Annotated in this window: 22 protein-coding genes and 5 tRNA genes; 2 read left to right on the top strand and 25 right to left on the bottom strand. The window is 44.3% G+C overall.

All coding sequences use genetic code 11. The annotated features are described in order from the left end of the window. Nucleotides 1-80 precede the first annotated feature (80 nt). The gene (locus CHL1_RS02570; protein WP_250934548.1) at nt 81-752 is read right to left on the bottom strand and encodes a DUF1638 domain-containing protein; all 672 of its coding nucleotides are present in this window, start codon (nt 750-752) and stop codon (nt 81-83) included. A 201-nt stretch (nt 753-953) separates the two neighbouring features. Here CHL1_RS02570 and CHL1_RS02565 point away from each other — a divergent pair, with 201 nt between their 5' ends. Together CHL1_RS02565 and CHL1_RS02560 are read left to right on the top strand one after the other, a co-directional pair. After that, nucleotides 954-1,526 (top strand): 5-formyltetrahydrofolate cyclo-ligase, encoded by a 573-nt coding sequence (locus CHL1_RS02565; protein ID WP_250934547.1) that lies wholly within the window; start codon nt 954-956, stop codon nt 1,524-1,526. A gap of 6 nt (nt 1,527-1,532) precedes the next feature. After that, nucleotides 1,533-2,837 carry a bifunctional folylpolyglutamate synthase/dihydrofolate synthase gene (locus CHL1_RS02560; RefSeq protein ID WP_250934546.1) on the top strand — a complete coding sequence of 435 codons (1,305 nt, stop codon included), beginning with the start codon at nt 1,533-1,535 and terminating at the stop codon, nt 2,835-2,837. An 83-nt stretch (nt 2,838-2,920) separates the two neighbouring features. Here CHL1_RS02560 and dusB read toward each other — a convergent pair whose 3' ends face one another. The 24 genes from dusB to purR form a co-directional block, all read right to left on the bottom strand. Next, nucleotides 2,921-3,919 carry a tRNA dihydrouridine synthase DusB gene (dusB, locus tag CHL1_RS02555; protein WP_250934545.1) on the bottom strand — a complete coding sequence of 333 codons (999 nt, stop codon included), beginning with the start codon at nt 3,917-3,919 and terminating at the stop codon, nt 2,921-2,923. A 12-nt stretch (nt 3,920-3,931) separates the two neighbouring features. Beyond that, on the bottom strand, nt 3,932-4,702 hold the full coding sequence (locus CHL1_RS02550; RefSeq protein ID WP_148637899.1) for a type III pantothenate kinase: 771 nt from the start codon (nt 4,700-4,702) through the stop codon (nt 3,932-3,934). Nucleotides 4,703-4,710: 8 nt separating this feature from the next. Next, a complete protein-coding gene (locus CHL1_RS02545) occupies nt 4,711-5,112 on the bottom strand; it encodes a thioesterase family protein (RefSeq protein WP_250934544.1) in 402 nt (133 codons plus the stop codon). 106 nt (nt 5,113-5,218) lie between these two features. Next, on the bottom strand, nt 5,219-7,045 hold the full coding sequence (gene ftsH, locus CHL1_RS02540) for an ATP-dependent zinc metalloprotease FtsH (protein WP_228879353.1): 1,827 nt from the start codon (nt 7,043-7,045) through the stop codon (nt 5,219-5,221). 65 nt (nt 7,046-7,110) lie between these two features. After that, nucleotides 7,111-7,647: a hypoxanthine phosphoribosyltransferase gene (hpt, locus tag CHL1_RS02535; protein WP_148637901.1), complete on the bottom strand. Its 537-nt coding sequence runs from the start codon at nt 7,645-7,647 to the stop codon at nt 7,111-7,113. Further along, on the bottom strand, nt 7,616-9,058 hold the full coding sequence (gene tilS / locus CHL1_RS02530; RefSeq protein WP_250934543.1) for a tRNA lysidine(34) synthetase TilS: 1,443 nt from the start codon (nt 9,056-9,058) through the stop codon (nt 7,616-7,618). Before tilS ends, hpt begins: the two co-directional genes overlap by 32 nt. Before the next feature lie 61 nt (nt 9,059-9,119). After that, a tRNA-Val gene (locus CHL1_RS02525) sits at nt 9,120-9,195 on the bottom strand. Nucleotides 9,196-9,240: 45 nt separating this feature from the next. Continuing rightward, nucleotides 9,241-9,315, bottom strand: a tRNA-Glu gene (locus tag CHL1_RS02520). Between the two features lie 18 nt (nt 9,316-9,333). After that, a tRNA-Met gene (locus CHL1_RS02515) sits at nt 9,334-9,410 on the bottom strand. 23 nt (nt 9,411-9,433) lie between these two features. Next, nucleotides 9,434-9,510, bottom strand: a tRNA-Met gene (locus CHL1_RS02510). Between the two features lie 44 nt (nt 9,511-9,554). Then, nucleotides 9,555-9,642 (bottom strand) — tRNA-Leu (locus CHL1_RS02505). Nucleotides 9,643-9,730: 88 nt separating this feature from the next. Further along, nucleotides 9,731-10,744, bottom strand: a complete 1,014-nt coding sequence (locus CHL1_RS02500) for a Ppx/GppA phosphatase family protein (RefSeq protein WP_250934542.1) — start codon at nt 10,742-10,744, stop codon at nt 9,731-9,733. After that, complete coding sequence (locus CHL1_RS02495; protein ID WP_070369515.1) at nt 10,707-11,039, bottom strand: FtsB family cell division protein; 333 nt, start codon at nt 11,037-11,039, stop codon at nt 10,707-10,709. The genes CHL1_RS02500 and CHL1_RS02495 overlap by 38 nt, the downstream gene beginning before the upstream one ends. Nucleotides 11,040-11,069: 30 nt before the next feature. Further along, nucleotides 11,070-11,309, bottom strand: a complete 240-nt coding sequence (locus CHL1_RS02490) for an RNA-binding S4 domain-containing protein (protein WP_070369516.1) — start codon at nt 11,307-11,309, stop codon at nt 11,070-11,072. 92 nt (nt 11,310-11,401) lie between these two features. Further along, on the bottom strand, nt 11,402-11,689 hold the full coding sequence (locus CHL1_RS02485) for an HU family DNA-binding protein (protein WP_014357319.1): 288 nt from the start codon (nt 11,687-11,689) through the stop codon (nt 11,402-11,404). A 90-nt stretch (nt 11,690-11,779) separates the two neighbouring features. Further along, nucleotides 11,780-13,252 carry a bifunctional methyltransferase/pyrophosphohydrolase YabN gene (gene yabN / locus CHL1_RS02480; protein ID WP_070369517.1) on the bottom strand — a complete coding sequence of 491 codons (1,473 nt, stop codon included), beginning with the start codon at nt 13,250-13,252 and terminating at the stop codon, nt 11,780-11,782. A gap of 24 nt (nt 13,253-13,276) precedes the next feature. Further along, nucleotides 13,277-14,806, bottom strand: a complete 1,530-nt coding sequence (locus tag CHL1_RS02475) for a putative polysaccharide biosynthesis protein (RefSeq protein ID WP_250934541.1) — start codon at nt 14,804-14,806, stop codon at nt 13,277-13,279. Between the two features lie 246 nt (nt 14,807-15,052). Continuing rightward, a complete protein-coding gene (locus CHL1_RS02470; protein WP_148637904.1) occupies nt 15,053-16,540 on the bottom strand; it encodes a peptidyl-prolyl cis-trans isomerase in 1,488 nt (495 codons plus the stop codon). Between the two features lie 81 nt (nt 16,541-16,621). Next, nucleotides 16,622-20,053, bottom strand: a complete 3,432-nt coding sequence (gene mfd / locus CHL1_RS02465; RefSeq protein ID WP_250934540.1) for a transcription-repair coupling factor — start codon at nt 20,051-20,053, stop codon at nt 16,622-16,624. A 103-nt stretch (nt 20,054-20,156) separates the two neighbouring features. Then, the gene (gene pth / locus CHL1_RS02460) at nt 20,157-20,783 is read right to left on the bottom strand and encodes an aminoacyl-tRNA hydrolase (RefSeq protein ID WP_250934539.1); all 627 of its coding nucleotides are present in this window, start codon (nt 20,781-20,783) and stop codon (nt 20,157-20,159) included. An 8-nt stretch (nt 20,784-20,791) separates the two neighbouring features. After that, nucleotides 20,792-21,751, bottom strand: a complete 960-nt coding sequence (locus CHL1_RS02455; RefSeq protein WP_070369522.1) for a ribose-phosphate diphosphokinase — start codon at nt 21,749-21,751, stop codon at nt 20,792-20,794. 57 nt (nt 21,752-21,808) lie between these two features. Further along, nucleotides 21,809-23,167 (bottom strand): bifunctional UDP-N-acetylglucosamine diphosphorylase/glucosamine-1-phosphate N-acetyltransferase GlmU, encoded by a 1,359-nt coding sequence (gene glmU, locus CHL1_RS02450; protein WP_250934538.1) that lies wholly within the window; start codon nt 23,165-23,167, stop codon nt 21,809-21,811. 80 nt (nt 23,168-23,247) lie between these two features. Then, nucleotides 23,248-23,571 (bottom strand): septation regulator SpoVG, encoded by a 324-nt coding sequence (spoVG, locus tag CHL1_RS02445; RefSeq protein ID WP_026394661.1) that lies wholly within the window; start codon nt 23,569-23,571, stop codon nt 23,248-23,250. Between the two features lie 200 nt (nt 23,572-23,771). Beyond that, complete coding sequence (gene purR, locus CHL1_RS02440; protein WP_070369524.1) at nt 23,772-24,575, bottom strand: pur operon repressor; 804 nt, start codon at nt 24,573-24,575, stop codon at nt 23,772-23,774. Nucleotides 24,576-24,776: the final 201 nt, after the last annotated feature.

Raw genomic sequence — 24,776 nt, 5'->3', positions numbered from 1 at the left:
CAGGTCTCACATCACAAAAACACCTATTTCAATCATGCAAAGATCAAAACAGGTGTTTATCCAACCAAAATACTATTATCCTACCTGTTTCGAACTGTTACCTCATCAAAGTCATCGTGGGTGGTCATTTGACCAGGTGGAATAATACAAAAGCCCTCCTGCCACTGGCCGGTTACCAATTTTTCAAGCGGTGAAATGCTCCCCTGATCGACCACCACTTCCAGTCCGATGAGTTCACCAATATCACTCACCCGGGGCAGCGAATTATCGACTGAGTAGGCGCCAGTATCAATCAACATCAGGTTTTTATAGTTCCGAAACATAATATCCATGACTTTCCTGGCCCGACTTTCGCCGTACTTTTCCCGGTTATGCGCAAATTCTTTATCAAGGGACTTTTCCCCCCGCAACCAGCCCTCAGTCAGAAAGTAAGTCGATGTTCGAATCCGCTCCAGCTCTTCTTTTTCTGAAAGCAGGATATCAATGCAATCCCCATAACGGGGAATAATCAAAGTGGCCGTGTTACTTTTTAAGCCCAACAATCCGTTGCCGCAATTGCCATAGGCAAACAAGAGTTGATCATATTCCTCTTCAGCTTTGTCTATTTCTTCCTGAAGGGCGTTTTTCAATCGTTCCGGAGAGTCATGGAGCATATTGGACATCCAGACGGTATCCAATTCTACACCGTTTTTTTTCAATGCCAGTTCAACCTCATCCTTGATGGTTTCGCAGGCAATTAATAATCGCTTCATTTATTTTTTACACCTTTTTTCTGTTTACGCTTTCAAGCGTATTATTTATGGACTATTTTTCTGCACTATTTCCAGTATAACCAAGAATCCCTGTTTTTCAAGAAAAAATACAGATAAAATTTCCCCTCGATAATTTTTTGTCGGCAACCGACTTTATGTTATAATATCATCGTCAATTAATCTTAATATTAGGAGAAGAAAATGGATAAAAGTATGTTCCGAAAAGAAGTTCTGGCACGCCGTAAAGAAATTTATTGTGCCGATACCGATGCAAAAATTATCGAACAATTCCTGGATAGTGATCTTTATAAAAACGCCGATTGGATTATGGCCTATGTCAGCTTTGGCACTGAAATCTATACCCATGATTTTATCAAAAAAGCCCTGGCCGATGGTAAACACATCGTGGTTCCCATCTGTAACATCGAAGATCATACCGTTACCCTGTCAGAGTTGATTAATTTTCCCGAAGATCTGGAAGAGGGCCACTATGGAATCCTCGAAGTTCGTGCCGAATGTATGCGAATTGTCGATCCTAAAAAAATTGATCTCGTGATGGTTCCTGGTTGTGCCTTCTCACCCTCCGGCCACCGGATGGGCTTTGGCGGCTATTATGACCGTTTTCTGGAAACTGTCAGTGACGATTGTATCACTGTTGCACTGATTCGTGAAGACTTTATTTTTGACAAAATCCCCATGGAAGAGCATGATAAAAGCGTCCAATTCATGGTTACCGAAAAATGTGTCAATTGTTGTCCAATTCAGGAGGCCTAATTTAACATGAACGTTACCGAAGCCATCAGCTACATTGAAGCAACCCATAAGTTTGGCACCCGGTTAGGGCTGGACAGCATGAGACTCCTACTGAATGCCATGGACAACCCCCAGGATAAGCTTAAATTTATTCACATTGCCGGTACCAACGGCAAAGGATCCACTTCCACCATGATCGCCACCGTCTTAAAAACCGCCGGATACAACACCGGTCTGTTTACCTCTCCCTTTCTGGAAGCCTTTAATGAACGGATCCAGTTAAACAATGAACCGATTGATGATGACAGTCTGGTCGCCGCCACTACCTTTGTCAAGGAACGGATCGAAGTGCTACTGGAGCAAGGCGAACCCCACCCGACCGAATTTGAAATGGTGACCGCCGTTGGTCTTCAATACTTTTATGAAAAACAGGTGGACTTTGTTGTGCTTGAAGTTGGAATGGGCGGAAGGCTTGATGCCACCAACATCATCAAAGATCCATTGGCGGTAGTGATCATGGGGATCAGCAATGATCACACCGACTACCTGGGAAACACCCTGGCTGAAATTGCCTATGAAAAAGCTGCCATTATCAAAGAGGGCTCTGATGTCGTTGTCTATCCTCAGGATCCCGAAGCCTTAAAAGTCATTCTTGACTTTGCGGAGTCCAAAAATGCCAATACGGTTTTGGTTAACCCCGATGACATTTCAATTCTAAGCCATACCACCCACAATCAGACCCTGAAATACCTGGGCGATCATCTCTATCTGGATGGCTTCTCCTTAAAACTGCTGGGTGATCATCAATCCCTGAACTGCCTGACCGCGCTGGAAGTCATTGCCCTACTGATTCGCAAAGGCTATTCAATCAACTCCAGTCAGATAAAAAAAGCGCTGGCTAATGTTGTTTTTCCGGGGCGTTTTGAAATTTTTCGGGAAAATCCGGTGATCCTCATCGATGGTGCCCACAACAGTAATGGGATCCAGGCCTTTGTCAATAATATGAAGCAATATTTTCCCAACCGTACGATCAACCTGTTTTTTGGAATGCTGGAAGATAAGGACATCGAAGAATCCTTATCTTATCTGGTGCCCATCGCCAGTACCATTCACACCCTGACGCCCAACAGTGACCGGGCCATGCCAGCCGATAAAATGGCCGCATTAATCAGCACTAGCTATGGCAAAAGCGTCGATTTCTACGACAATATGGATGATGCCGTAAACAGCATTAACCTGACCAAAACAAACGAGGTCAATGTATTTGTGGGTTCCCTTTATATGATTGGTGAAGCCCGCACCCTGATCCGGAAAAATTTACTATCAAACTAAGCTTAAAATTTTCACAACATTAATTAAAAAGTAGGGGCGATCTCGGATCACCCCTACTTTTTTTTATGAGGTCACTCTTTTTATTATTTCAGTGCGCAAGTCAGCAATTGGATCACCGCTGCTTTATCCGGAGCATGAAAGAGCTCATTGCGAATCACCGTGGCATGGGGAAGACCTTTGGTATAGGCCGCCAGATGTTTACGCATTTCCCGGAGTCCAGCCTCCTCGTTTTTTAGCAGCCCCAACAAATCGATGTGTTTAATGGCGACCTGGACCCGTTCTTCAGGCGTCGGTTTGGCGAGCACTTCGCCAGTATCTAAATAGTGCTTAATTTCCCGAAAAACAAAGGGGTTACCAATGGCTGCCCGACCAACCATCAGCCCATCGACGCCGGTTAATTCAATGGCCTTTTGGGCCGCTTCACCACTGTTGATATCGCCATTTAAGATGATCGGAATCCCGGCATTTTTCTTGACCTCAGCAATAATATCCCAATTGGCCAAGCCGGAGTAATAAGCTTCCCGGGTGCGGCCATGAATCGTTAGGGCCGCCGCCCCGGCAGCTTCCACCCCCTCGGCAATGGCCCGGATGTTGATGCTCTGATCATCCCAGCCAATGCGGGTTTTGACAATCAGAGGCTTCTGGGAGGCCTCTGCCAATGCGCTTACCACCGCAAAAAACAACTCCGGTGTTTTTAACAGGGCTGAGCCTTCGCCATTTTTAGTAATCTTGGGAGCCGGGCAACCGGCGTTAAAATCCAAAAATGCATAATCGGTGGCATTAATATAATCCCTGACGACCTGTGCCAGAATATCCGGGTCGGAGCCAAACAATTGAATCCCCGCTGGTGCTTCAGTAGTGCAGGTCAGCATTAAATCGGCAGTTTTATGATCTTTATAATAAAGTCCCTTACCGCTGATCATTTCTGAAAAAACCACTCCAGCCCCAAACTCTTTGGCCATCAGCCGAAACGGCAGGTTGGTGTAGCCAGCCATCGGCCCCAAAAAAAGAGGGGTTTCGATTGAAACATCCCCAATTTTCAGAACGCTATTTTTTTGTTCACTTGCAGATTTTGTTTTCATCGTTAATCCTGTTTACCGGAAATTCTTATCATGGATAATCTTTAGCCCTTTAAGGGACAATTGCGGATCATAAACATTGATGGATTTTGTTTCCTGGTAAAACAGACGGCCATACCCACCGGTTGCCACCACCTTCATATCCTTAACGCCAGTCTCTTTTTTAATCTGTTCAATGATATACTCCACCTGACCAATATAACCATAAACCAAACCCGCCTGCATACTGGTTACCGTATCACGGGCCAATATTGATGACGGTTTTTTAATTTCAATATTGGGCAGCTTGGCGGCATTTTTCCACAGCGCATCAATGGAAATCTGAATCCCCGGGGTGGTCACCGCCGCCGCAAAAGCCCCTTCCCTGGTAACATAATCAAAGGTAGTGGCCGTTCCAAAGTCGGTGACGATTAACGGTCCGCCGTAAATGCTATAGGCAGCTACCGCATCGACAATCCGGTCAGCTCCAACTTCCGATGGATCCGAGGTATTAATGGGCATTCCGGTTTTAATACCCGGCCCCACCACCATCGGTTCCACCCCGATATATTTTTTTATGCCATTGATCAGTGAGTACATGATGTTTGGCACTACTGACGCAATAATGACACTGCTGATTTTGTCCACCGATATTTCTGAATTTCTGAAAAAGGATTTGATCAGCACTCCGTACTCATCCGAGGTTCGCGGTGTTTTGGTGACAAAGCGCCATGAATAGGGGATTTCATCGCCGATCAGAACCGCCAGTTCTGTATTTGTATTTCCGACATCAATACCTAAAATCATGTTTCCTCCTAAAGATTGGTTTCCAGTTTTTTTGCAACCTTCTCGTTGAAGCGGGCTTTATCCACAATAAAACGCTGATGAATCGCTTCGCCAATTTTTTCCACGCTATCCCATGCATCGATATCAAAATTCAAGGCCCGTTTTTCAATCGATACCAGCGTCGCCTTAATCCGAATTTCGACTCCCACTGGTGAAGCTGATAGATGTTTTAATTCGATGAAGGTTCCCACGGTGGTACTGGTATCGGGTTGAGTCGTTTCCACCCCTTCAAAGGCTGTATTCTCCATCCAGGCTACCAGTCGGGGCGTGGCCAGCACCGCTTCGCCGCCGCTGCCTAAGGCCAGGGCCGTATCTTCTTTATTTACAAAAAATTTCTTTTCAAAACTGGTTCCAACTTTCAGTTCTTCCATTTCATCCTCCATGTCTTTTTGTCAAATTCAACTGATTTCATCGTTCATATTTTAAGCATCTTATCTTAAAAAAAGCCGTTATATTAACGGCTTTTTTACGTGTTAATTATTCAATTTCAGCTTCGATCTCAACTTCTACCATTTTTTCTGATTCCGGCTGTTCTTCAAACAGCGCTTTGAATTCTTCACCGGTGACGGTTTTATCTCTCAGCAGGCGAGTGGCAATCTCTTCGAGCTTTTCCTGATGTGTTTCCAGAATCGAGCAGGCCCGTTCAAAAGCATTTTCCACAATCGTACGGATTTCCTTATCAATGACCGCTGCAACTTCCTCACTGTAATTGCGGGAACGTCCCAGATCCCGACCCAGAAAGACTTCGCCGCTGTCAGAATGTCCAAAAGTCATTGGCCCCAGATGCTCACTCATGCCCCATTCCGTTACCATACTTCTGGCAATCTTGGTTGCTCGTTCAATATCATTGCTGGCGCCGGTGCAAATATCATCCAGAGCGATTTTTTCAGCCGCCCGTCCACCCAGCAGACCGCAGATATTTTCCAACAACTTACTTTTACTCATATGCTGACGATCATCATCCGGCAGTGACAAGGTATAACCAGCTGCCATCCCCCGGGGAATAATCGAAATCTCATGAACCGAGTCACAATTGGGTAAAAGATGCATGACAATCGCATGTCCGGCTTCATGATAAGCCGTGATATGTAAATCATCCTCGTTGATCACTTTGCTTTTCTTTTCAGGACCGGCAATCACCCGTTTGATGGCTTCTTCCAACTCGACCATAGTAATCAATTTACCACTATGTCTGGCCGTCAGAAGGGCAGCTTCATTCATCAGGTTTTCCAGATCTGCCCCGGTGAAGCCCGGTGTCCCTTTGGCAATGGTAGCCAGATCGACCTCAGGTGCCAGGGGTTTATCTTTTTTATGGACATTGAGAATTTCTTCCCGACCTTTTACATCCGGTACACCAACCGTTACCTGGCGGTCAAAACGCCCTGGTCTCAGTAAGGCTGGGTCAAGAATATCCGGACGGTTTGTAGCGGCAATAATGATAATGCCTTCGTTGATACCAAAACCATCCATTTCAACCAGTAACTGATTCAGGGTTTGCTCCCGTTCGTCATGTCCGCCACCCAGACCAGCGCCACGATGTCGACCAACCGCATCAATTTCATCAATAAAAATGATACAGGGGGCGTTTTTCTTGGCATTTTCAAAAAGATCCCGAACTCGGGACGCTCCGACCCCAACAAACATCTCGACAAAATCCGAACCACTGATGGTGAAAAACGGCACTGCCGCTTCACCGGCCACCGCTCTGGCCAGAAGGGTTTTCCCAGTACCCGGAGGTCCAACTAATAAAATCCCTTTGGGAATCCGGGCGCCCAATTTCCGGTAGCGATCCGGAGCTTTCAAGAAATCAACAACTTCTTCTAACTCTTCTTTTTCCTCATCGGCACCAGCGACGTTTTTAAAGGTCACCTTGGTTTCCCCTTCAACGTGAAGTTTTGCCCGACTTTTTCCAAAGGACATTACCTTCCCGCCGCCACCACCAGCCTGTTGGCTAAAGACAAGAAAAAACACCACCATTAAAACAATCAACACCACTGATGGAATTAAGGAAATCCACCAGGAATCCTGCTGCTTGGTAATGGTTACTTTCACATCGTTTTTCAAAATATACGGTGTTACCTGTTCGTCTATTACATATTGCGGTACCACTGCCTCAAATTCTTCGCCACTTCGTAGAACGCCGGTGACATTTGAGTTGTTTATTTCCAGTTCTGCTACCTGATTATTCTCCAATTGGGTAAGCAGCTCACTATAAACAATCGTTTTAACCTCTTCTTTCATGGGGTTTAAAAAGGTTACAGCGACAATAATGATCAATAGAATTACTAAATAAAACCCAATCATCTTAAGGTATTTATTCAAAAAACATCACTCCTCTCATGTTCAAATTCTTCTTTTTTCCACTATGCTTATTCATATACTTCTCGTTTTAAAATCCCAATAAAGGGAAGATTCCGGTACTTTTGAGCATAATCCAATCCGTATCCAACTACGAATTCGTTGGGTATTTCAAAGCCGATATAATCCGCTATAACCCGCTGTTCCCGACGCTCCGGTTTATCCAGTAGCGAACAGACCTTCACATCCGCGGCCCCCAGACTTTCAAAGCGATTCAATAAATATTTCAGGGTATTGCCAGTATCAACGATATCTTCAATCAGCAAAATACTCCGGCCTTTGACATCCATCGATAGATCCGCTTCCAGTTGAACAATTCCAGAGCTCCGGGCTTCGGCGCCATAGCTGGAGGCTTTTAAGAAATCAATCTCCAATGGAATCGGAATTTTTCTAATCAAATCGGCCATAAAAACCGATGATCCTTTCAAAATACCAATCAAGATGGGATACTTTCCCCGGTAATCTGCGGTAATCTTTTCTCCAAGTTCTGCGACACGCTTTTCCAATGCCTTTTCATCAACCAAAATTTCCTGAATATCGGCTATCACATTTTTCTCCTAACATAAGGTATGTTACCCTAATTTTTTTTGTATCATCATTGGCCAAAAATCGTTGATTGATGGCATAGCCCAAAATCCATAAGACCTCGTTGTCCACCACCAGTAGCGGAATTTCATTTCTGCGATTGCGATCGATTTTCTTGTCAATAAAATATTTTTTTATGGATTTTTTTCCCAGTAGACCGGGAGGATAAAAATAGTCTCCTGATTGACGACTACGCAAAACCAATATGCCTTTTATTTTATCATAATCAAAATATTTTTCACAATGATTTTCCACTTCTTTCGAAAAAAAACACCTTTTATCCTTAAATTCAGCCGGAGTAACCCGTTTCGTTTCGACGATCAGATGCTCTTTAGCAAATAGGTAGGTTTTGTTTTCCAGAATCGGTTTGGGTGTTATAATAACATCTGTCTGCGTTTCTTTTTTTGATACCATAACCCGATCATAACGGCGGCTAACTTGAATGTCATGCGGGAAGTGGATTTCCCAGATCGTTTTGTCGCTCTTTAATAAACTATAAAATGCAGTGATATGATTGTACTCAATTTCCTTTAAACTACCCTTAAATTTAAAAATAGCCCGCCGTAAAATTTCTTTCTGAACCACCGGTTCCTCACCCAACCACACGTCACGATTAATAACTACCCGGTTTATTTCAGAAGCCAGAATCCGATCTTCAATCAGATCCACATATTTCTCAAAAAACGCTTCATATTCATAGGCAATTTTTGTAAATTCATTAAAATGGACTTCCGCCCGGGGATTGATTTCTAAAACCATCGGCATAATATCCAAACGGATTTTATTGCGGGTATAGTCTCGCTGAAAATTGGTAGCGTCGGTTCGAAAAGCCAGCTCATGAATTTTACAATACGCCAGAATTTCTTTTTTCTCCAGACACAGAAAAGGCCGGATATATAAATTGTCCCGACTGGATTTTATGCCCGAAACACCCTTGACCCCGGTACCCCGAATCAGTCGCATCAGCATCGTTTCCGCCTGATCATTGATATGATGGCCCATCGCGATCCGATTATAACCATGGGCTTCTGCGATGACACTAAAAAAGTCGTAACGTTCTTTCCGTCCCGCTTCTTCTACTGATATTTTCTCGATTCGTGATATTTGCCGGATATTTCGTTGTCGCGAAAAGAAGGGGATGTTCCGCGCTCGACAAAATTCTTTTATAAACTCTTCGTCGGCATCAGCGGCTTCCCCCCGAAGACCATGGTGAAGATGAGCCACACCGAGGGTTATTTCAAATTGGTTGGCATATTTGTCCAAAAAATACAATAAAGCCAGCGAATCTGCTCCACCGGATACGCCGATGAGAACATGATCGCCAGCCTCTAAAATTCCCTGTTCTTCAATGTATTGAATTACTTTTTTCTCCATGGTTTCACCACTTCAATAAAATTCTCGATTCTAATTTTTTAACAAAAATAGATAAAAAAAATGGTGGTCGCAACAGGGCTCGAACCTGTGACCCCCTGCTTGTAAGGCAGGTGCTCTCCCAGCTGAGCTATGCGACCACGAAATAATCTGGAAACTATTCGGTTGTGATGATACAAATTAATTGGTGACCCCTAGGGGACTCGAACCCCTGTTACCGCCGTGAAAGGGCGGTGTCTTAACCGCTTGACCAAGGGGCCACTGATTTATTTTTTTTATGGTAGCGGCGAACGGAGTCGAACCGCTGACACTACGGGTATGAACCGTATGCTCTAGCCAACTGAGCTACGCCGCCATGAAAAAAAGGATTTGTATATTTGGTTGCGGGAGCAGGATTTGAACCTACGACCTCCGGGTTATGAGCCCGACGAGCTACCAAGCTGCTCCATCCCGCGATGTGAGTAATTGAGCAAGTTTATCAAGTGACCATTTTAAAAAGTGGTGCCGAGGACCGGAATCGAACCGGTACGGTCGAAAGGACCGCAGGATTTTAAGTCCTGTGCGTCTGCCAGTTCCGCCACCCCGGCACTTTTTCGTCCGTCCCCTTGCTCAAGGGACAAGTGTTATTATACGCCCATCCATAGATAATGTCAAGCTTTTTTGAAAAAAATATTTCTATTTATTTTCCATGACAAAATGGCGGTATGCTGCGCCTTCGAGGTTATCATAATCACAGACGGTAAAAACAGTTTCCCCAGTGATTTTAAAAATATTCAAAAGTAAAAAAGCCCCGGCTAAAATAATATCAGCCCGTTTGGCTTCCAGCCCCACCATATTTTGTCGCTCCTTGATGGTTTTACTGGCTAAACTATCAATCATACGTTCCAGCTCATCTTTCGTAATGGTACTCTGATGAACCATTTCACTGCAATAGGTCTTCAGTTCCTGTTTGATCGTTGATAAACTGGTGGCCGTTCCACCAATACCAATGAGTTTATAGGGTTTGGTCGGCAAAAATCCATGTGTCTTTTTTTCAAACTCGGCATAAATTTTCTCATTCATCCGCTCCAATTCCTGAAAGGTTGGTGGATCAGAAAAAATAAATTCTTCGGTACAGCGAACACAGCCCAGATTAATACTCATCATTCTTTTTATTTCATTATCTTCGCCATAAATAAATTCGGTACTACCGCCACCAATGTCAAAAATCAGAATTTTTTCTTCAAAGCACTGAGACACCCCAACAAAACCAAGCTCTGCTTCAGCTTCACCAGAAATCACCTCAATTTCGAATCCCAGTTTTTCTTTAACTGCCTCAAGATAGGCCGCTGTATTATCGGCGTCCCGCATGGCACTGGTACCAAACAAATAAAACGCTTCCACCCCATAATCGGCGGCGATATTTTTGTACTCTTCCAGGGCTTCCATATTTCTTTTTTCGGCATCGGGATGAAGCCGTCCGGTTTGATTGACTCCCTGGCCCATCCGGGTATAACGAACCGATTTGTTGACCCGCACCAGTTTTCCCTGGTCATTTCGAAAAATCAGCATTCGGGTGGAATTAGTACCTATATCAATCACCGCCAGATGGCGTTTTTTTTCTTTTCGTTCAATCAAATCAAGTTCACTACCATCTAAATTACTGTTGCATTTATTGTTCAACTGTTTGCCCATCGCTTTCTGCAGCATCTTTCTGGGTTTCCACAATGACGATGGTTTCATCCGGATAATATAAACCTAGATATCGCCGTGCAAAATTCTCCACATAATTCTTGCTGCCCATCTGTTTAACCTGTTCATCTAATTGATTACTTCTTATTTTTTCATTTTCGATTTCTTGGCTAATTTGGATCTTTTGCTGATCCAACTCATAGATTTTTATGGCATTGGCCAGATAGATGTAGACGGTAAACAAAATTGTCCCGATAATTGCCAGGGCAATGATGATTCGACGTCTGATCAGGTTTCTCGTTTTTTCATTCATCTTCGCTTCTTCATTTCCGGCAGGCCTGCCCTACAATTCCCGATACATATCTCCTGCTTTATCTTTAGGAGCATGTTCCAGGCATTCAAGAACCTCCACCTTTTGTTCTCCGTCACCATAACGGATGGTAATAATATCTCCGGGTTTCACCTGGTCACCCGGTTTAGCCACCTTGTCGTTAATGGATATCCGCCCGCCGTCACAGGCGTCTTTTCCCACGGTTCGACGTTTAATAATTCTGGCGTTTTTTAAATATTTATCAATTCTCATGTAGTCCTCATTATTCTAAATCAAAAAGCTTAAAACTAAAACCACTGATAAAACAAAAAGCCAGAGCATCGCCCCGGCTTCTGTAACTTTGCTTACTTATTTACTTCATCCTTAAAGCCTTTACCCGCTTTAAAGCCAGGGGCTTTAGAGGCTGCTATTTCGATGGGCTCTTTTGTTCGTGGGTTAAGACCTGTACGTGCTGCACGTTCTCTAACCTCAAAGGTTCCAAAACCTACTAATGACACCTTGTCTCCATTTTTCAAGGTATCTACCACTGTGTCCAAAAAAGCACCTAATGCTTTTTCTGAATCTTTTTTTGATAAACCCGACTTTTCTGCCATTTGGGCAATTAATTCTGATTTGTTCATTTTTTCCTCCATCTGATAGTTTCCAGTATTCTATTGTAATATTATAAGCGTGTTCACCAGCAAATTACAAGTTTTTTTTGTTTTTTTCGGCTTTTTCCACTATTAAAGCCCTTTTGACCGATTCCAGGCCTCATCTAATTCCTCAAAAGTATAGTCATTTAGTGATTTATTCTCTTGACTGGCAACTTCTTCCATTTTTCCAAAGCGCGCAATGAATTTTTCTGTCGCCTTTCTTAATACCAGTTCGGGCTGTAATTTGAGTAATCGGGATACATTAACCACTGAAAAAAGCAGATCTCCCAGTTCTTCAGCAACCTTTTGGGGATCATTTTCCGCCATTGCTGCTCTTAGTTCAAGTGTTTCCTCATCGATTTTTTCCAGGGCAGCCGTTGGCTCCGGCCAATCGAAGCCGACTTTAGCCGCCTTCTTCTGAACCTTATAGGCCTCCATTAAAGCCGGCAGAGCTTTGGGAATTTTTTTCATTTCAGATGCCAGTCCGGGATTTTCCTGCGCAGCTATCGACTCGCCCTTTTCCAGCCGTTTAATGGCATCCCAGTTGGTTTCGACCTGATCCGGATCAAAGCTGGCCTTGTCGATAAAAACATGGGGATGGCGCCGGATCATTTTTTCATTGATTCCAGCAATCACCTGGTTGATGTTAAAACGACCGGCCTCACTGGCAATTTCAGCATGGAAGACAATCTGAAACAAAACATCGCCCAACTCTTCAGCCAGATTATCCCAGTCCTGATTATCGATGGCTTCCAGTACCTCATAACTCTCTTCCAGCAGATAGCTTCTCAAGCTTTCATGCGACTGGCTGCGATCCCATGAACAGCCTTCCTTTGCCCGCAGTGCTTTCATCAGCTCGACGGTGCCCTGAAATCCCTGATAGACATCAATTTCGGCGGGAATGAACAGGCTGGTCAAATGATTGATGTCATCGATGCGATCAAGTTCATAAAGGTAAACTTCCATTGATTTTTCAGCCCCGGGAATCCCGGAGTTAATCAACAAAACCACCCTTTTTTCCGGGTCATAGATTTCCATTAATTGGAGTTTGAGCTCCGAAGCCATATGTCGATCGTACACCTGAGTCACTAAGGTGCCAATTCGAGGATCCGGAGGATTTTTGAATAAATCAAAGGCATCAATGATTTTTAGCCCATTGATCGGATCCGCTTCCAGACTGTTGAGCGTCACGTCGACAAAACTCACCCCGGGATAAATCCGATAACTAATGCCAGCAGCTTTGGCTGCAACGATCAATTTCTCAACGGTTTTTTCACCAAACAGCGGGTTTCCGGGAACTGCATAAACCAATTTTTCATTTGTCTTGGCAGTCTCAATCAGAGTCGCAACGATTTGATCATAAACCGCTTCAAACGAGTTTTCCTGCTCATAATAACAGTCAAAACTTTGGTAAGTGATGGCTTCCTGCCGAATAAAATCCATCACCGGATGGATCGTTGTTCTAAAAAAATTAGGACTTGCGTCTTTTAATAACGTTAATGTTTCCAGGGTGATCTGGCCGGGACTACCCGGGCCTAATCCAACAATATCAATATGATGCATGTGTTTGTTTCCTTTCTTGATCGGTTATTGATGTCTGATCCGCCTTTTTTTACGACCGGGCACCAATCGCTCGAGCCAATGAAAAAAGCGAAGCAGGGTGCGACTTCCCGGCAATACTCTGATTTCGTCTGCCGTTATACCTTTGATTAAAACCAGCACAAAGGAGTAAATAAAGACACCAATGGATACCGCAATGATAATCCCCATAAATCCACCCAGCAGGGCTGCAATTCCCTTGTAGACAAAAAACACGGCAATTCCCATCACGATGGCAGCAACCAATGGTTTTAAGGCAGTGTGGATAAAATCCACCTTGATATGGGTGTAACGCTTAACCGAGGCGTAGTTGGTCGCTGTCAGATAAATAAAGGTAATCATGCTGCTGATGACAATCCCCTGAATATTGAAAAAGGGAATCGACAAAAATATCCAGCCGGTGATAAAGCGGATAATAATGGCCACCCCCAGATTGATCAGCGGAATGCGAAACCGGTCGATGGATTGAAGGATGCTCTGAAAGGTATTGGAAAGCATCATAAAAATCGTTGCATAGGAAAAGGTGCATAAAATAAAGCCCCCATAGGGTGATCCCGGAAAAAGCAGATCAAAAATGCCGTAGGATAGCACCGACAAACCAATACAGGAGGGAAAAGCGACCAACAGAATGACCCGGATCGCCAACACAATTTTTTGATTCATGGCTTTGCGGTCCCGCATCGCAAAGGATTCCGAAATCGCCGGGATCATTGCTACTGCCAGATTACCGCTAATAATCAGCGGAATGGTAATCAATATTTCAGCATTGGTAAAATCACCAAACATCATTGTGGCGGTAACCTCATCAATACCAGCAACCGCCAAGCGGGATACGTAGATAAACGAATCAACCGTCGAAAACATCGCTACCAGGGCCGATGTCAAGGTCACCGGAATCGAGATGATCACCAGCCGTTTCAGCAGGGCCCGGTTGGAACGCTGCCGTTTTTTGGTTCTTGTTTTAAGCAGCCGTTTATTTTTTGTTGCAAAATTGTAGTACAGATACGCTAAAAAAATAGCCGCCACCAGACCACCGGCAGTCGCCCCAAAAACCGCTCCACCGACGCCAAGGCCAATGCCAAATTGACCCACAAAAACCCAACATAGCAAAACACCCAGAAAAACCCGGACAATCTGCTCAAGAATCTGGGAAACAGCGGTCGGAGTCATGATCTGGAATCCCTGAAAAAAGCCTCGAAAGGCCGATACAAAAGCGATAAACAAAGGCGCCAGAGCAATGGCCACCAAAGCCGGATAGCTTTCTGCCGTCCAGTTTGCCGTTTCGATAATCCATTCCGCTCCAAAAAATAAAAATAAACTCGATAACGTCCCCAAAACTGTCAGAATCAGGATCGACAGCTTAAATACCCGATGGGCGGTGGCATATTCATTTTGAGCAATGCTCTCAGACACCATTTTAGAGATGGCCACCGGAAAGCCCACCGTCGAAACCATCAACAGCAGGTTATAGATACTGGTGACATTTCCGTAAATCCCATTTCCATAGCTACCTACCATCTGGTACAGGGGAATCTTAAAAAAAGAGGCCCAGCAGCCGCGATAAGATCCCTGCCGCAACCAGGATACTGGCACCCTTTAAGTAATTTGATGTTCGCTCAGACATAGATAAACCTCTTTTTTTACAGTGTTGCAAACACCCAATGGCGTTTTGCAGATTGTTTTTTATTATATCTTATCAACTATTCATACACAACCAAAAAGCACTGAAACTCAGTGCTTTTTGTGGGTTATGCTTAGATGATACTAGATTTTATTTTCATATACTTTGACATTTAATTCAGTTTTTAACTCTTCCAGATAAGCGTCAGCCGGAGTAACAATGTCGTTAATTTTTACTTTGAATTTGTTCATCAACTTGGTTTTAAGCTTATCAAATTCTTCCGTAACTTTTTCGCTTTTCAATGTTTCGGTTATTTCTTCTTTTTTATCTTCCAGACTCGGAGTTTCTCCATCTTTTTTATCATAGACATAAATGACATGGTAACCATAGTCGGTTTTAACTGGCTCGCTGACGGTATTGACATCCATACCAAAGGCGGCATCTGAGAACTCAGATACCATGGTTGACTTGGTAAACGCCCCCAGATCGGCAGCTTCCTGAATTCCCTCGGTGGTCTGGTATTTAGCCATAATCGCATCAAATTCTTCGACCGTTTTAGCATTTTTGGCTTCAGCGTAAACCTGATCCGCCAAGGCTTGCTCGCTGGCTAAAATATGTTTGGCGGAAACGGTGCTGGTATCGTAGGAAGCTTTGTTTTCATCGTAGTATTTTTTGATTTCGCCATCCGTCACTTTTACAGTACTTTCCAGATCTGCCTGTACTGCTTTAGAAACGGCTGATGCCGTGGCATCCTGTTTCATAAATTCTTTAAATTGAGCAATGGTCAAGAATTTTGTATCAAGAAACTGTTGCAGTGCTTCGTCCCCTGGCAACAGATAATTGATAAACGCTTCCTGGGTAGTCACATAGCTATCAATATTTGTCTGATCCGTTGTCAGTTTCTTTTCTTCGGCATACTGAGCCAGCGCTTTTTGTTCGGCAATGGTGTTAAAGATGGTTTCATTGGTTGTTTTCATGGTTTCATCATCAGTTTTAAGGGCCTGTTGCGTCTGATAATAGGTCAGTAATTCCTCGTTGGCCAACCGATAGTTATAAACATCTTTTTTTACTTCATCCTTACCAACGGTTCCAACAACTGTATTTAGCTCTTTACTGGGGTCCGCCTTTAAGGTGTTGTTATAATTGGTTTCCATGGTGTTGGCATAGCTGTAATCCAACAGGAATTTATTTAAAAATGCCTCGAAAGAAGCGGCATCCGTGTTATACGTTTCTAAAACAGCGGCATATTTTTCTTCGCCCAGGGTTGTTTTTAGTGATTCCAGCATACTGGTTGCATTGGCCGCGATCCCGGTTTCATCGACGGTCACCCCATCTTTTTTGGCTTTGGCGGTGAGGGTTTCAACCCGTACCAAATCGTCCAGGATATCTTTTTTCAACTGGGTCAGCTCTTTATCGGTGGGGAATGTCATACCACTGGCATCAAAATACATCTGGTAATATGCCATGTAGTTGTTAAAATTCTCTTTTAACAAGGGGGTACCATCAATAACGGCGATCTCCACCTTCTTATCCTGTTCAGGATTTACCTTAACCAAACTGCAACCTCCGGCAAAAAGACTGACACTGATAACACCAGTCAGCAACAAAGCCAGAATACGAGATTTCTTCATTTTTGTTGTTCTCCTCTTCTTTTATTAATATCATATAATTAAGACCTTGCCCAGTTTAACACACGACAACTGGACTTTACCTTAATTCTTCGCCGGAACCAGTTGGCCCAGAAATTCACCCAGGGCTTTGAGATAGGTCTGGTCCCGCTCATGTTTTAATACGATCCGCCAACGGATCTGATCGCCTTTACCGGCATTAAACTTAATATTATAGCGATTAAACAGTTCCTTCATCAGTTCCGGATCAGGAATGGGTATTTCTCTGGCACTGTCAAAGGTGAATAACACTGAATTGCCGCGCTCCCGGATTTCAGTCATTCCCAGCATTCGGCCCAGGTGTTTAATCATTGCCAGTGACATCAAGTTATAAACCCCATCCGGAATTTCCCCAAAGCGATCCAACAGTTCATCTTCCAGTTCGTCATAATCTGCCTGGGATTTGACATATGACAGCTTCTTGTAGATATCATATTTTAATTCCTCATCCGCAATATATTTTTCAGGAATATAGCTGCTGACATTGAGGTTAATTAACAGTTCGCTGGCTGAGAAATCCATTTCTTTTCCCAACCGTTCGTGGATGGCCTGATCGAGAATCCGACAATAAAGCTCGTAGCCAATGGTGGCCAGATTACCGGACTGAGCCGCTCCCAGAATATTGCCGGCGCCTCTGATTTCCAGATCCCGAAGGGCAATTTTAAAGCCCGAACCAAAAGCGGTAAAGTCTTTGATGGCTTTTAAGCGTTTCTGGGAAATTTCTGAGAGCACCTTGGGCCGATGGGTTACATAAGTATAACCCTGAACATCCGACCGTCCCACCCGGCCCCGGAGCTGATATAATTGGGACAGCCCCATATAATCACCATTGTCGATAATCAGGGTATTGGCATTTTTAATATCCAGTCCCGATTCAATAATGGTGGTGGTCACCAGGACATCAAATTCCTGTTCCAAGAAATCAATCATAATGTCTTCCAGTTCCTGACCAGTCATCCGGCCATGGGCCACGACAATTCGGGCTTCCGGAACCAGTTTTTGAATTTTTCTGGACACTTCAAAGATATCATGAATCCGGTTGTGAACAAAATAGACCTGACCCCGCCTGGCCAGTTCCCGTTCAATCGCATCTTTGATAATGGCTTCGTTGTATTCCATTACGTAGGTCAGAACTGGTCGACGGCCCGCCGGGGGCTCGTCGATAACGCTCATATCCCGAACCCCGATCATTGACATGTGCAGGGTCCTGGGAATCGGGGTGGCACTGAGGGTAAGGACGTCGACATTTTCTTTGAGTTGCTTGATCCGCTCCTTATGACCAACCCCAAAGCGTTGTTCCTCATCAACAACCAGTAAGCCCAGATCTTTAAAGATCACGTCTTTTGATAAAAGCCGGTGTGTACCGATGATCAGATCCACCTGACCGGCAGCCAGTTGTTTTAAGGTTTTATCCTGATCAGATTTTGACCGGAAGCGGCTGAGCAGGCCAATGCTGACTGGATATTTATTAAAGCGCTCCAGCGCCGTCTGGTAATGCTGCTGCGCTAAAATAGTGGTGGGCACCAGAAAAGCTACCTGCTTGCCCTCCATCACCGCCTTAAAGATCGCCCGCAAAGCGACCTCGGTTTTACCATAACCGACATCCCCGCAGAGCAGCCGATCCATCGGTCGGGGAGATTCCATATCTTCCTTGATTTCATCCACCGCCTGAAGCTGGTCGTTGGTTTCCTCATGGGGAAATGAATCTTCAAACTCCTGCTGCCAGCTGGAATCCGGACCAAAGGCATAGCCCTTTAAATTCTGGCGTTTGGCATATAATGCAATCAGCTCATCGGCCATTTCTTCAACAGCCGCTTTGACCCGGGATTTAGACTTGCTCCAGTCATTCGTCCCCAACTGGTTGATCTTCGGCTTTTTCTCGCCGGTTCCCACATAAACCTGGATGGCATCGAGCTGATCCACCGGACAGTAAAATTTGGCTTCATTGGCATATTCAATGACCAATAAATCTTTAATCGTCTCATCGATTTTTAATTGTTCAATCCCCCGGTAGACCCCGATGCCGTGGGTATCATGAACTACAAAGTCCCCTTGATTCAATTGGGTAAAGGAATCGATCTTACGCCCCTTTTGACGGCGGCTTTTTTTCCGCTGGGTCGATTCTTTGATGATTTCACTTTGATTGATACAAATCAGCTTTTCATTTGTCAATTCAAACCCGCCACTGATTTCGCCAGTGACCAGCTGAACTCCCGGCAGGGCCTGATTGGTAAAGCGGTGAATATCCGCATCCGTCAATATTTTTTTTAGCTTTTCGATACCCGCTTCATCCTGGGCCCGTAAATGAATGATCGCATCCTGTTTGAGCTTTTTTTGAACAAATTCAATAAATAGCGGCATTTGACCTAAAAACGCATCGTTTTCTTTGACCGCTAAATCCAGGCTTATTCCTTTTTTGCCCCGGGACGTAAATAAATGGAGCTTTAACTGCGCCTGGATCTCCAGCACTTTCTCAATTTTTGAAAAAGAATTAAATTTGTTTTTTTCTTCTGAAAACATCAACTGTTCGTCCATCAGGGTCTGAAAATCACTGTGCAACTTATTGACAAAAACGGTCTGGGCTTCCTTAATGCGGGGCGGCTCATCCCAGATCACCAGCGCAGCTCCCAGATAATCGGTGAGCATTCCCTCAGACTTGATAAAGGCAAAGAGCGTTTCGTCGTGGCTTCCCGGATCTTCGTTGAGCCGTTCAACCAGCGTCTGATAACCGGGAATATCACCATAATTTTTTTTAATCTGCTTTTGGGCTTTTACGCGCTCATCATCCGCCAGAATAATTTCCCGCCCCGGAAAAATCGTCACCTGATTACGCGAGTCGGTTGATAACTGGGTTTGGGGATCAAAGGTTCTAAGCGATTCAATGGTATCACCAAAAAAATCAATCCGGTAGGCTTCCCCACCGGTCGTGGAGAACACATCAATGATCCCGCCCCGGCGAGCAAACTGGCCCCGGGCCTCGACCTGGGATACTGACTCATACCCCAATTCAAAGAGGCGCTTCGTCAATTCAACCGGATCCCAGCTGTCCTCCACTGCCAGGGAAAAACTCAGCTCTTTAAATCTCTCTCGGGGCATTTGTTTTTTTAACAGTGTTTCTGCGCCCATCACCACCACAAAATGGTCATCAGATAATAACTTTTCGAATACCCGCAAACGCTGATGATTAATTTCCTGACTGTGGACATCAGCAAAATAATCATGAATTGGCTCGGCCGGGAAATAAAGCACCTGATCCCCGAGTAGTCTCTCCAGATTCTCAGCTGTCTTCTGGGCCTGATAATCGGTTGCCGTAACATACAGAACTCGCCTTGGCTGCTGGCTTACAATCAGCCCGGTCAGCACTTCTTTAAAGCTGTTGTTAACATTAGAAAGATTAATGATTTCTCCCGGGGTCAGGTTATTCAAAATGGTTTGGATCGTTTCACCCTTTAACAGGTTTTGATAAAGTAATTCCATACTCTCTTCTTTCATTTTAAAACACGGATAGCCCGGGTTTTAAACCCGGGCCCCTGTTTTGTATTCTTTTTCGCACGTCTAAGTCCTGCTCTTTTATCGTCTTTTACTCTGATATTTCCGGTACATTGGATTCTTTAGTCTTATCTTCTTTAGATCTTTCAGTCTTTTTTCGCACATTGATCTGGTTCATCGCCAGATCAACACCCTGCTTGACAAAAATATCCACCCCTTTGGTCGCTTCCAACACGGCGTTTTCCATGGCTGGAAATTCGCTTTTAGGAAAACGTCCCAACACATAGTGCACCAACTCCGAGCCCAGTCGGGGGCGGCCGATGCCGATCCGGATGCGGGGAAAATCGGGATTGCCCAGATGCTGGATAATCGATCGCATCCCGTTATGGGTTCCGGCGCTGCCCCGCTGGCGAATCCGTACATCCCCGATCGTCAGGTCGATATCATCATAGATCACCAGCAGATTCTCCAGCGGAATCTGATAAAAATTCATCAGCCCAGCCACGCAAAGTCCACTGTTATTCATGTAGGTAGTCGGCTTGGCCAGCATAATTTTATGCCCTGCTTCACGATAGACCCCGGTTAAGCCATGCTGTTCTTTCTTGGTGATGGCAATCCCTTTTTTATCACTGAGATAATCAAGGGTTTCAAAGCCGATATTATGCCGGGTTCCATCGTACTCTTTGCCAATGTTTCCCAATCCAACAATCAGATGCATTGCAAACCCTAAACGTATCTTCCCACAAAAAGCTTACTCAGTGATCGACCAAAATGGACATAGTCAATCGCCCGACCAAAAAGAGTTCCAGTGGATAAAATCTTTATCTTGTCGATCTGTTTTTCCTTGGGAATAATCAGGGTATTGAGGGTAACCAGTTCTTCAATAGCCGAATCCTGAATCCGCTGAATCGCCGGACCGGAAAACACCCCATGGCTGCAGGCCGCAAAGACCGAACTGGCGCCCAAATCAATCAGCGCATTAGCCCCGGAGGTGATCGTTCCCGCTGTATCAATCATATCATCAATCATGATACAGTTTTTCCCTTTAACATCCCCAATAACATTCATAACTGCGGTTTCATTGGGGCGGGGACGTTCCTTGTCGATGATCGCAAACGGGCAATTCAAACTTCTGGCCAGCTTTCTGGAACGCTTGACGCTGCCCACATCCGGGGAAACCACAACCATGTTTTCCAGTTTCTTTTCACGGTAATACTCTGTAATCAAAGCGCTACCGGACAAGTGGTCCAGGGGAATATCAAAGAACCCCTGAATCTGGTTGGAGTGAAGATCCATGGTGATAACCCGGTCGGCTCCAGCAGTGGTTAACAGGTTTGCCACCAGTTTAGCTGTGATGGGATCCCGGGATTTAGCCTTCCGATCCTGTCGGGCATAACCATAATAAGGAATTACAGCATTAATTCGTCCGGCCGAAGCACGTTTCATGGAATCAATGAGAATCAGTAATTCCATCAGATTTTCATTTACTGGGGTTCCAGTCGACTGAATTACAAAAACATCTGCCCCCCGAACCGATTCAAAGACATTAACGCCGATTTCCCCGTCACTAAAGGAAACCACCTCAGCGTTACACAGCTGAACTTCTAAATATTCGGCAATTTCCTGTGCCAAAGCAATATTTGAGTTCCCAGCAATAATCTTAATTCCACTATACTTTCCATCCATGCGTTTCTTACCTCTTCTTAATTTTCTCAATTTTTCTATTATAAATGATGTGAACGGCTATTTTTTTAAATAGCCTACCTTGTTGACCTGTCGGGCTCTGGCAATCGCCAGACTATCTTCCGGAACATCGTCAGTGATGGTCGATCCGGCGGCGATATAGGCCCCCTCTTTTACCGTAACCGGGGCAATCAGATTCGTGTTACAGCCAACAAAGGCATCTTTTTCGACAACGGTTCGGTATTTTTTCTTGCCATCATAATTGACAAACACCGTCCCGCAGCCGAGGTTGACATTCTCACCAACATCCCCGTCCCCAATATAGGTCAGGTGAGAGGCTTTGGCGCCATCTGCCATGGTGGAATTCTTAACTTCCACAAAATCACCAACCTTGCAATGCTTACCAATCTGGCTTCCCGGCCGAATATATGCATATGGTCCAACGCTGGTGTACTCGTCAACGCTACTATCCAGTATTGTGGAATTCTGAATAGTAACATTATTCCCAATTTTTGCGTCAACTAACCGACTATTTGCACCAATGACACAATCTTTTCCAATTTTCGTCTGACCTTCCAGTATGACCCCGGGATAGAGCACCGTGTCCTGATCAACAATAACCCGAGCGCCAACATAGGTGGTGGCCGGATCGATAAAGGTCACGCCCGTCTCCATCAGTTTATTATTGATTCGTTTTCGCATCACTGCTTCGGCTTCAGCCAGCTGTACCCGGGAATTAATGGCCTGGATGTCTTCAGGATCCGGGGTCACATAGGTGCCGGTCGTTTTTCCCATTCTCCGCAGGATTTCAATAACGTCGGTGAGATAATACTCACCCTGAATATTGTCGGTTTTTAGTTCCTTAAGCGCCAGAATTAAACTCTGGGCATCAAAACAATACATCCCGGAATTAATTTCTTTAATCTGTTTTTCAACCGGAGTCGCATCTTTTTCTTCTACAATTTTAAGCAGCTCACCAGCACTGTTTTTGATCATCCGGCCATAACCGCTGGGCTCTGCAAATTCCGCCGTCAACACCGTGGCGGCATAACCACCGTTTTCATGGGCAGCAATCAGGCCGGTCAGGGTTTCTTCTTGAATCAGTGGCGCATCGCCGACCAGCACAATCAGATTTCCCTCCAGTTCATCAAAAAAGGGCAGCGCCTGAATCACTGCATGTCCCGTCCCCAATTGTTCCTGCTGGAAATAGGTGGCAATCTCTGGTGACAGGCTTGCTTTAACCTGTTCGGCTTGAAACCCAATAATTACGCCAATTTCTGAAATTCCTGAAGCCTTGCTGACCGCTATCACATAATCCAGAATATTCTCCCCACAAACCTGATGAAGTACCTTGGGCTTCTGGGAGCGCATCCGGGATCCTTCTCCGGCTGCCAAGATAATAACTCGTGAATGGTTCATATTATTCTCCAAACATTTATAATAATTAACAACAAAAAAAGGGAAACGCTTCCCCCTTTTTAACTTTTTTTGTTTAATTTTTATTCTTCTTCGTAATCTACTTCTAATTCAACTGCTGCTTCTTCTTCATTGGTTACTTGATTATCCTCTTCTATGGCCTTTTCGTAAGCGCGCAGGACACTTTCCTGCATTTCACGACGGGTACCCATGTTAATGGGATGTGCAATATCCTTGAATTCGCCGTCCGGCGTTTTTCGACTGGGCATTGCAATAAAAAATCCGCTTTGACCCTCAATTACCTTAATATCATGAACAACAAATTGGTCATCAAAAGTAACTGAGACAATCGCTCTCATTTTACCCTCTGGATACGTTTTCCGTACTCTTACGTCTGTTATTTCCATCTCGTAAGCCTCCCCTTTGAAATAAAGTCACATGTCTAGGTATATACTAACACAAATTCAACTATATTAAAACAAAAACCTTAAAATTTTTCCATTCTTAGTTATTTTCTAAAAGGGTAAAAAAAACAAATAATTTCTTGAATTTCAGGTACTGCCAATCGATTAAATTATAAAATGTGACATCAATCTTATTTCAATTTTCAGCTTTCTAAATGCAGCGAAACCCGCAACCCCGATTCCAGGTTTTCATCATCCATCCAAATCAGTGGCGTGAACTGTTCAACCAGTTTTTCCGCCGGGGATCGGGTCACAAAAATAACACAGATTCCCATTACTTCAGCACCCACCTCTTCCATCAGGTTGGTCATCCCCTTGGCGGTTCCGCCGCCCTTCATAAAATCGTCGATGACCAGCACTTTTTTATCCTTAAGATCAATCCGGCGGCTGAGATACATGGTTTTGATTTTATTGGAGGAGCCGGAAATATAATTGACACTGGTGGTTGCCCCTTCAGTTACCCGGTTGGAACGACGGATCAGCCCCATCGGCACATTGAGATAATGGGCCGTTTCCATAGCTGCCGGAATACCTTTAGTTTCAGTAGTGACAACATACTCAATCCCCATTTGACCATATTTTGAGGCAATGATCCGGCCAATATTTTTAGAATAGCGGGGATTTGAGAGGATGTCGCTGTAATAAACAAACCCCCCCTGAATTTTTCGGGCTGGCGACTGAAGCTGGTCAGCTATTTCTTTGAGGATGCTGACCTCCTCTTCTCTGGTGACCTGAGGATGATAAACCACCCCGCCAGATGCTCCGGAATAGGTTTCGACATAACCGGTACCAGTCAGTTCTATGGCATTTTTGACAATCGCCACATCTTCGCAAACACTGGATTTACCAGCCTCCAGCAAGTCGGTAAAATAATTATAGCTGAATACCTCGTTGGGATGGTCTGACAATATTTTTGTGATAACACTGATTCTTTCATTTTTTTTCATTTTCCACCTATGAAGGATTCGATTAAAATCCGAACATTATTCTCAATATCTATAATATTATTCATATTTCCGCAAAAGTGCAAGTTTTTTTTAATCTTTACTCAGCGGAAACACCTATGTTATAATTCGATTTAAAGTGTTTTTCCTGATTTTGGATGATATTTCGATTATTTCGTTCCCGTCCTTAACCAACAAGCGAAC

It is taken from the genome of Acetobacterium wieringae (genome assembly GCF_023700225.1).
GTDB lineage: Bacteria > Bacillota > Clostridia > Eubacteriales > Eubacteriaceae > Acetobacterium > Acetobacterium wieringae.
The sequence above is the reverse complement of the archived record's forward strand: the minus strand, read 5'-3'. Positions and strand labels throughout refer to the sequence as shown.

Coding starts and splice junctions, on each gene's coding strand:
- CHL1_RS02560 (WP_250934546.1), top strand. CDS start 1,533: ATGAACGTTACCGAAGCCATCAGCTACATTGAAGCAACCCATAAGTTT.
- CHL1_RS02495 (WP_070369515.1), bottom strand. CDS start 11,039: ATGAATGAAAAAACGAGAAACCTGATCAGACGTCGAATCATCATTGCC.
- CHL1_RS02475 (WP_250934541.1), bottom strand. CDS start 14,806: ATGGTAGGTAGCTATGGAAATGGGATTTACGGAAATGTCACCAGTATC.
- mfd (WP_250934540.1), bottom strand. CDS start 20,053: ATGGAATTACTTTATCAAAACCTGTTAAAGGGTGAAACGATCCAAACC.
- tilS (WP_250934543.1), bottom strand. CDS start 9,058: ATGGAGAAAAAAGTAATTCAATACATTGAAGAACAGGGAATTTTAGAG.
- CHL1_RS02455 (WP_070369522.1), bottom strand. CDS start 21,751: ATGGATGGAAAGTATAGTGGAATTAAGATTATTGCTGGGAACTCAAAT.
- spoVG (WP_026394661.1), bottom strand. CDS start 23,571: ATGGAAATAACAGACGTAAGAGTACGGAAAACGTATCCAGAGGGTAAA.
- CHL1_RS02545 (WP_250934544.1), bottom strand. CDS start 5,112: ATGGAAGAACTGAAAGTTGGAACCAGTTTTGAAAAGAAATTTTTTGTA.
- CHL1_RS02485 (WP_014357319.1), bottom strand. CDS start 11,689: ATGGAGGAAAAAATGAACAAATCAGAATTAATTGCCCAAATGGCAGAA.
- purR (WP_070369524.1), bottom strand. CDS start 24,575: ATGAAAAAAAATGAAAGAATCAGTGTTATCACAAAAATATTGTCAGAC.
- glmU (WP_250934538.1), bottom strand. CDS start 23,167: ATGAACCATTCACGAGTTATTATCTTGGCAGCCGGAGAAGGATCCCGG.
- CHL1_RS02570 (WP_250934548.1), bottom strand. CDS start 752: ATGAAGCGATTATTAATTGCCTGCGAAACCATCAAGGATGAGGTTGAA.
- pth (WP_250934539.1), bottom strand. CDS start 20,783: ATGCATCTGATTGTTGGATTGGGAAACATTGGCAAAGAGTACGATGGA.
- CHL1_RS02470 (WP_148637904.1), bottom strand. CDS start 16,540: ATGAAGAAATCTCGTATTCTGGCTTTGTTGCTGACTGGTGTTATCAGT.
- CHL1_RS02490 (WP_070369516.1), bottom strand. CDS start 11,309: ATGAGAATTGATAAATATTTAAAAAACGCCAGAATTATTAAACGTCGA.
- CHL1_RS02550 (WP_148637899.1), bottom strand. CDS start 4,702: ATGATTTTAGGTATTGATGTCGGAAATACAAATACAGAACTGGCGGTT.
- yabN (WP_070369517.1), bottom strand. CDS start 13,252: ATGCATCATATTGATATTGTTGGATTAGGCCCGGGTAGTCCCGGCCAG.
- CHL1_RS02565 (WP_250934547.1), top strand. CDS start 954: ATGGATAAAAGTATGTTCCGAAAAGAAGTTCTGGCACGCCGTAAAGAA.
- ftsH (WP_228879353.1), bottom strand. CDS start 7,045: ATGATTGGGTTTTATTTAGTAATTCTATTGATCATTATTGTCGCTGTA.
- CHL1_RS02500 (WP_250934542.1), bottom strand. CDS start 10,744: ATGCTGCAGAAAGCGATGGGCAAACAGTTGAACAATAAATGCAACAGT.
- dusB (WP_250934545.1), bottom strand. CDS start 3,919: ATGAAAACAAAATCTGCAAGTGAACAAAAAAATAGCGTTCTGAAAATT.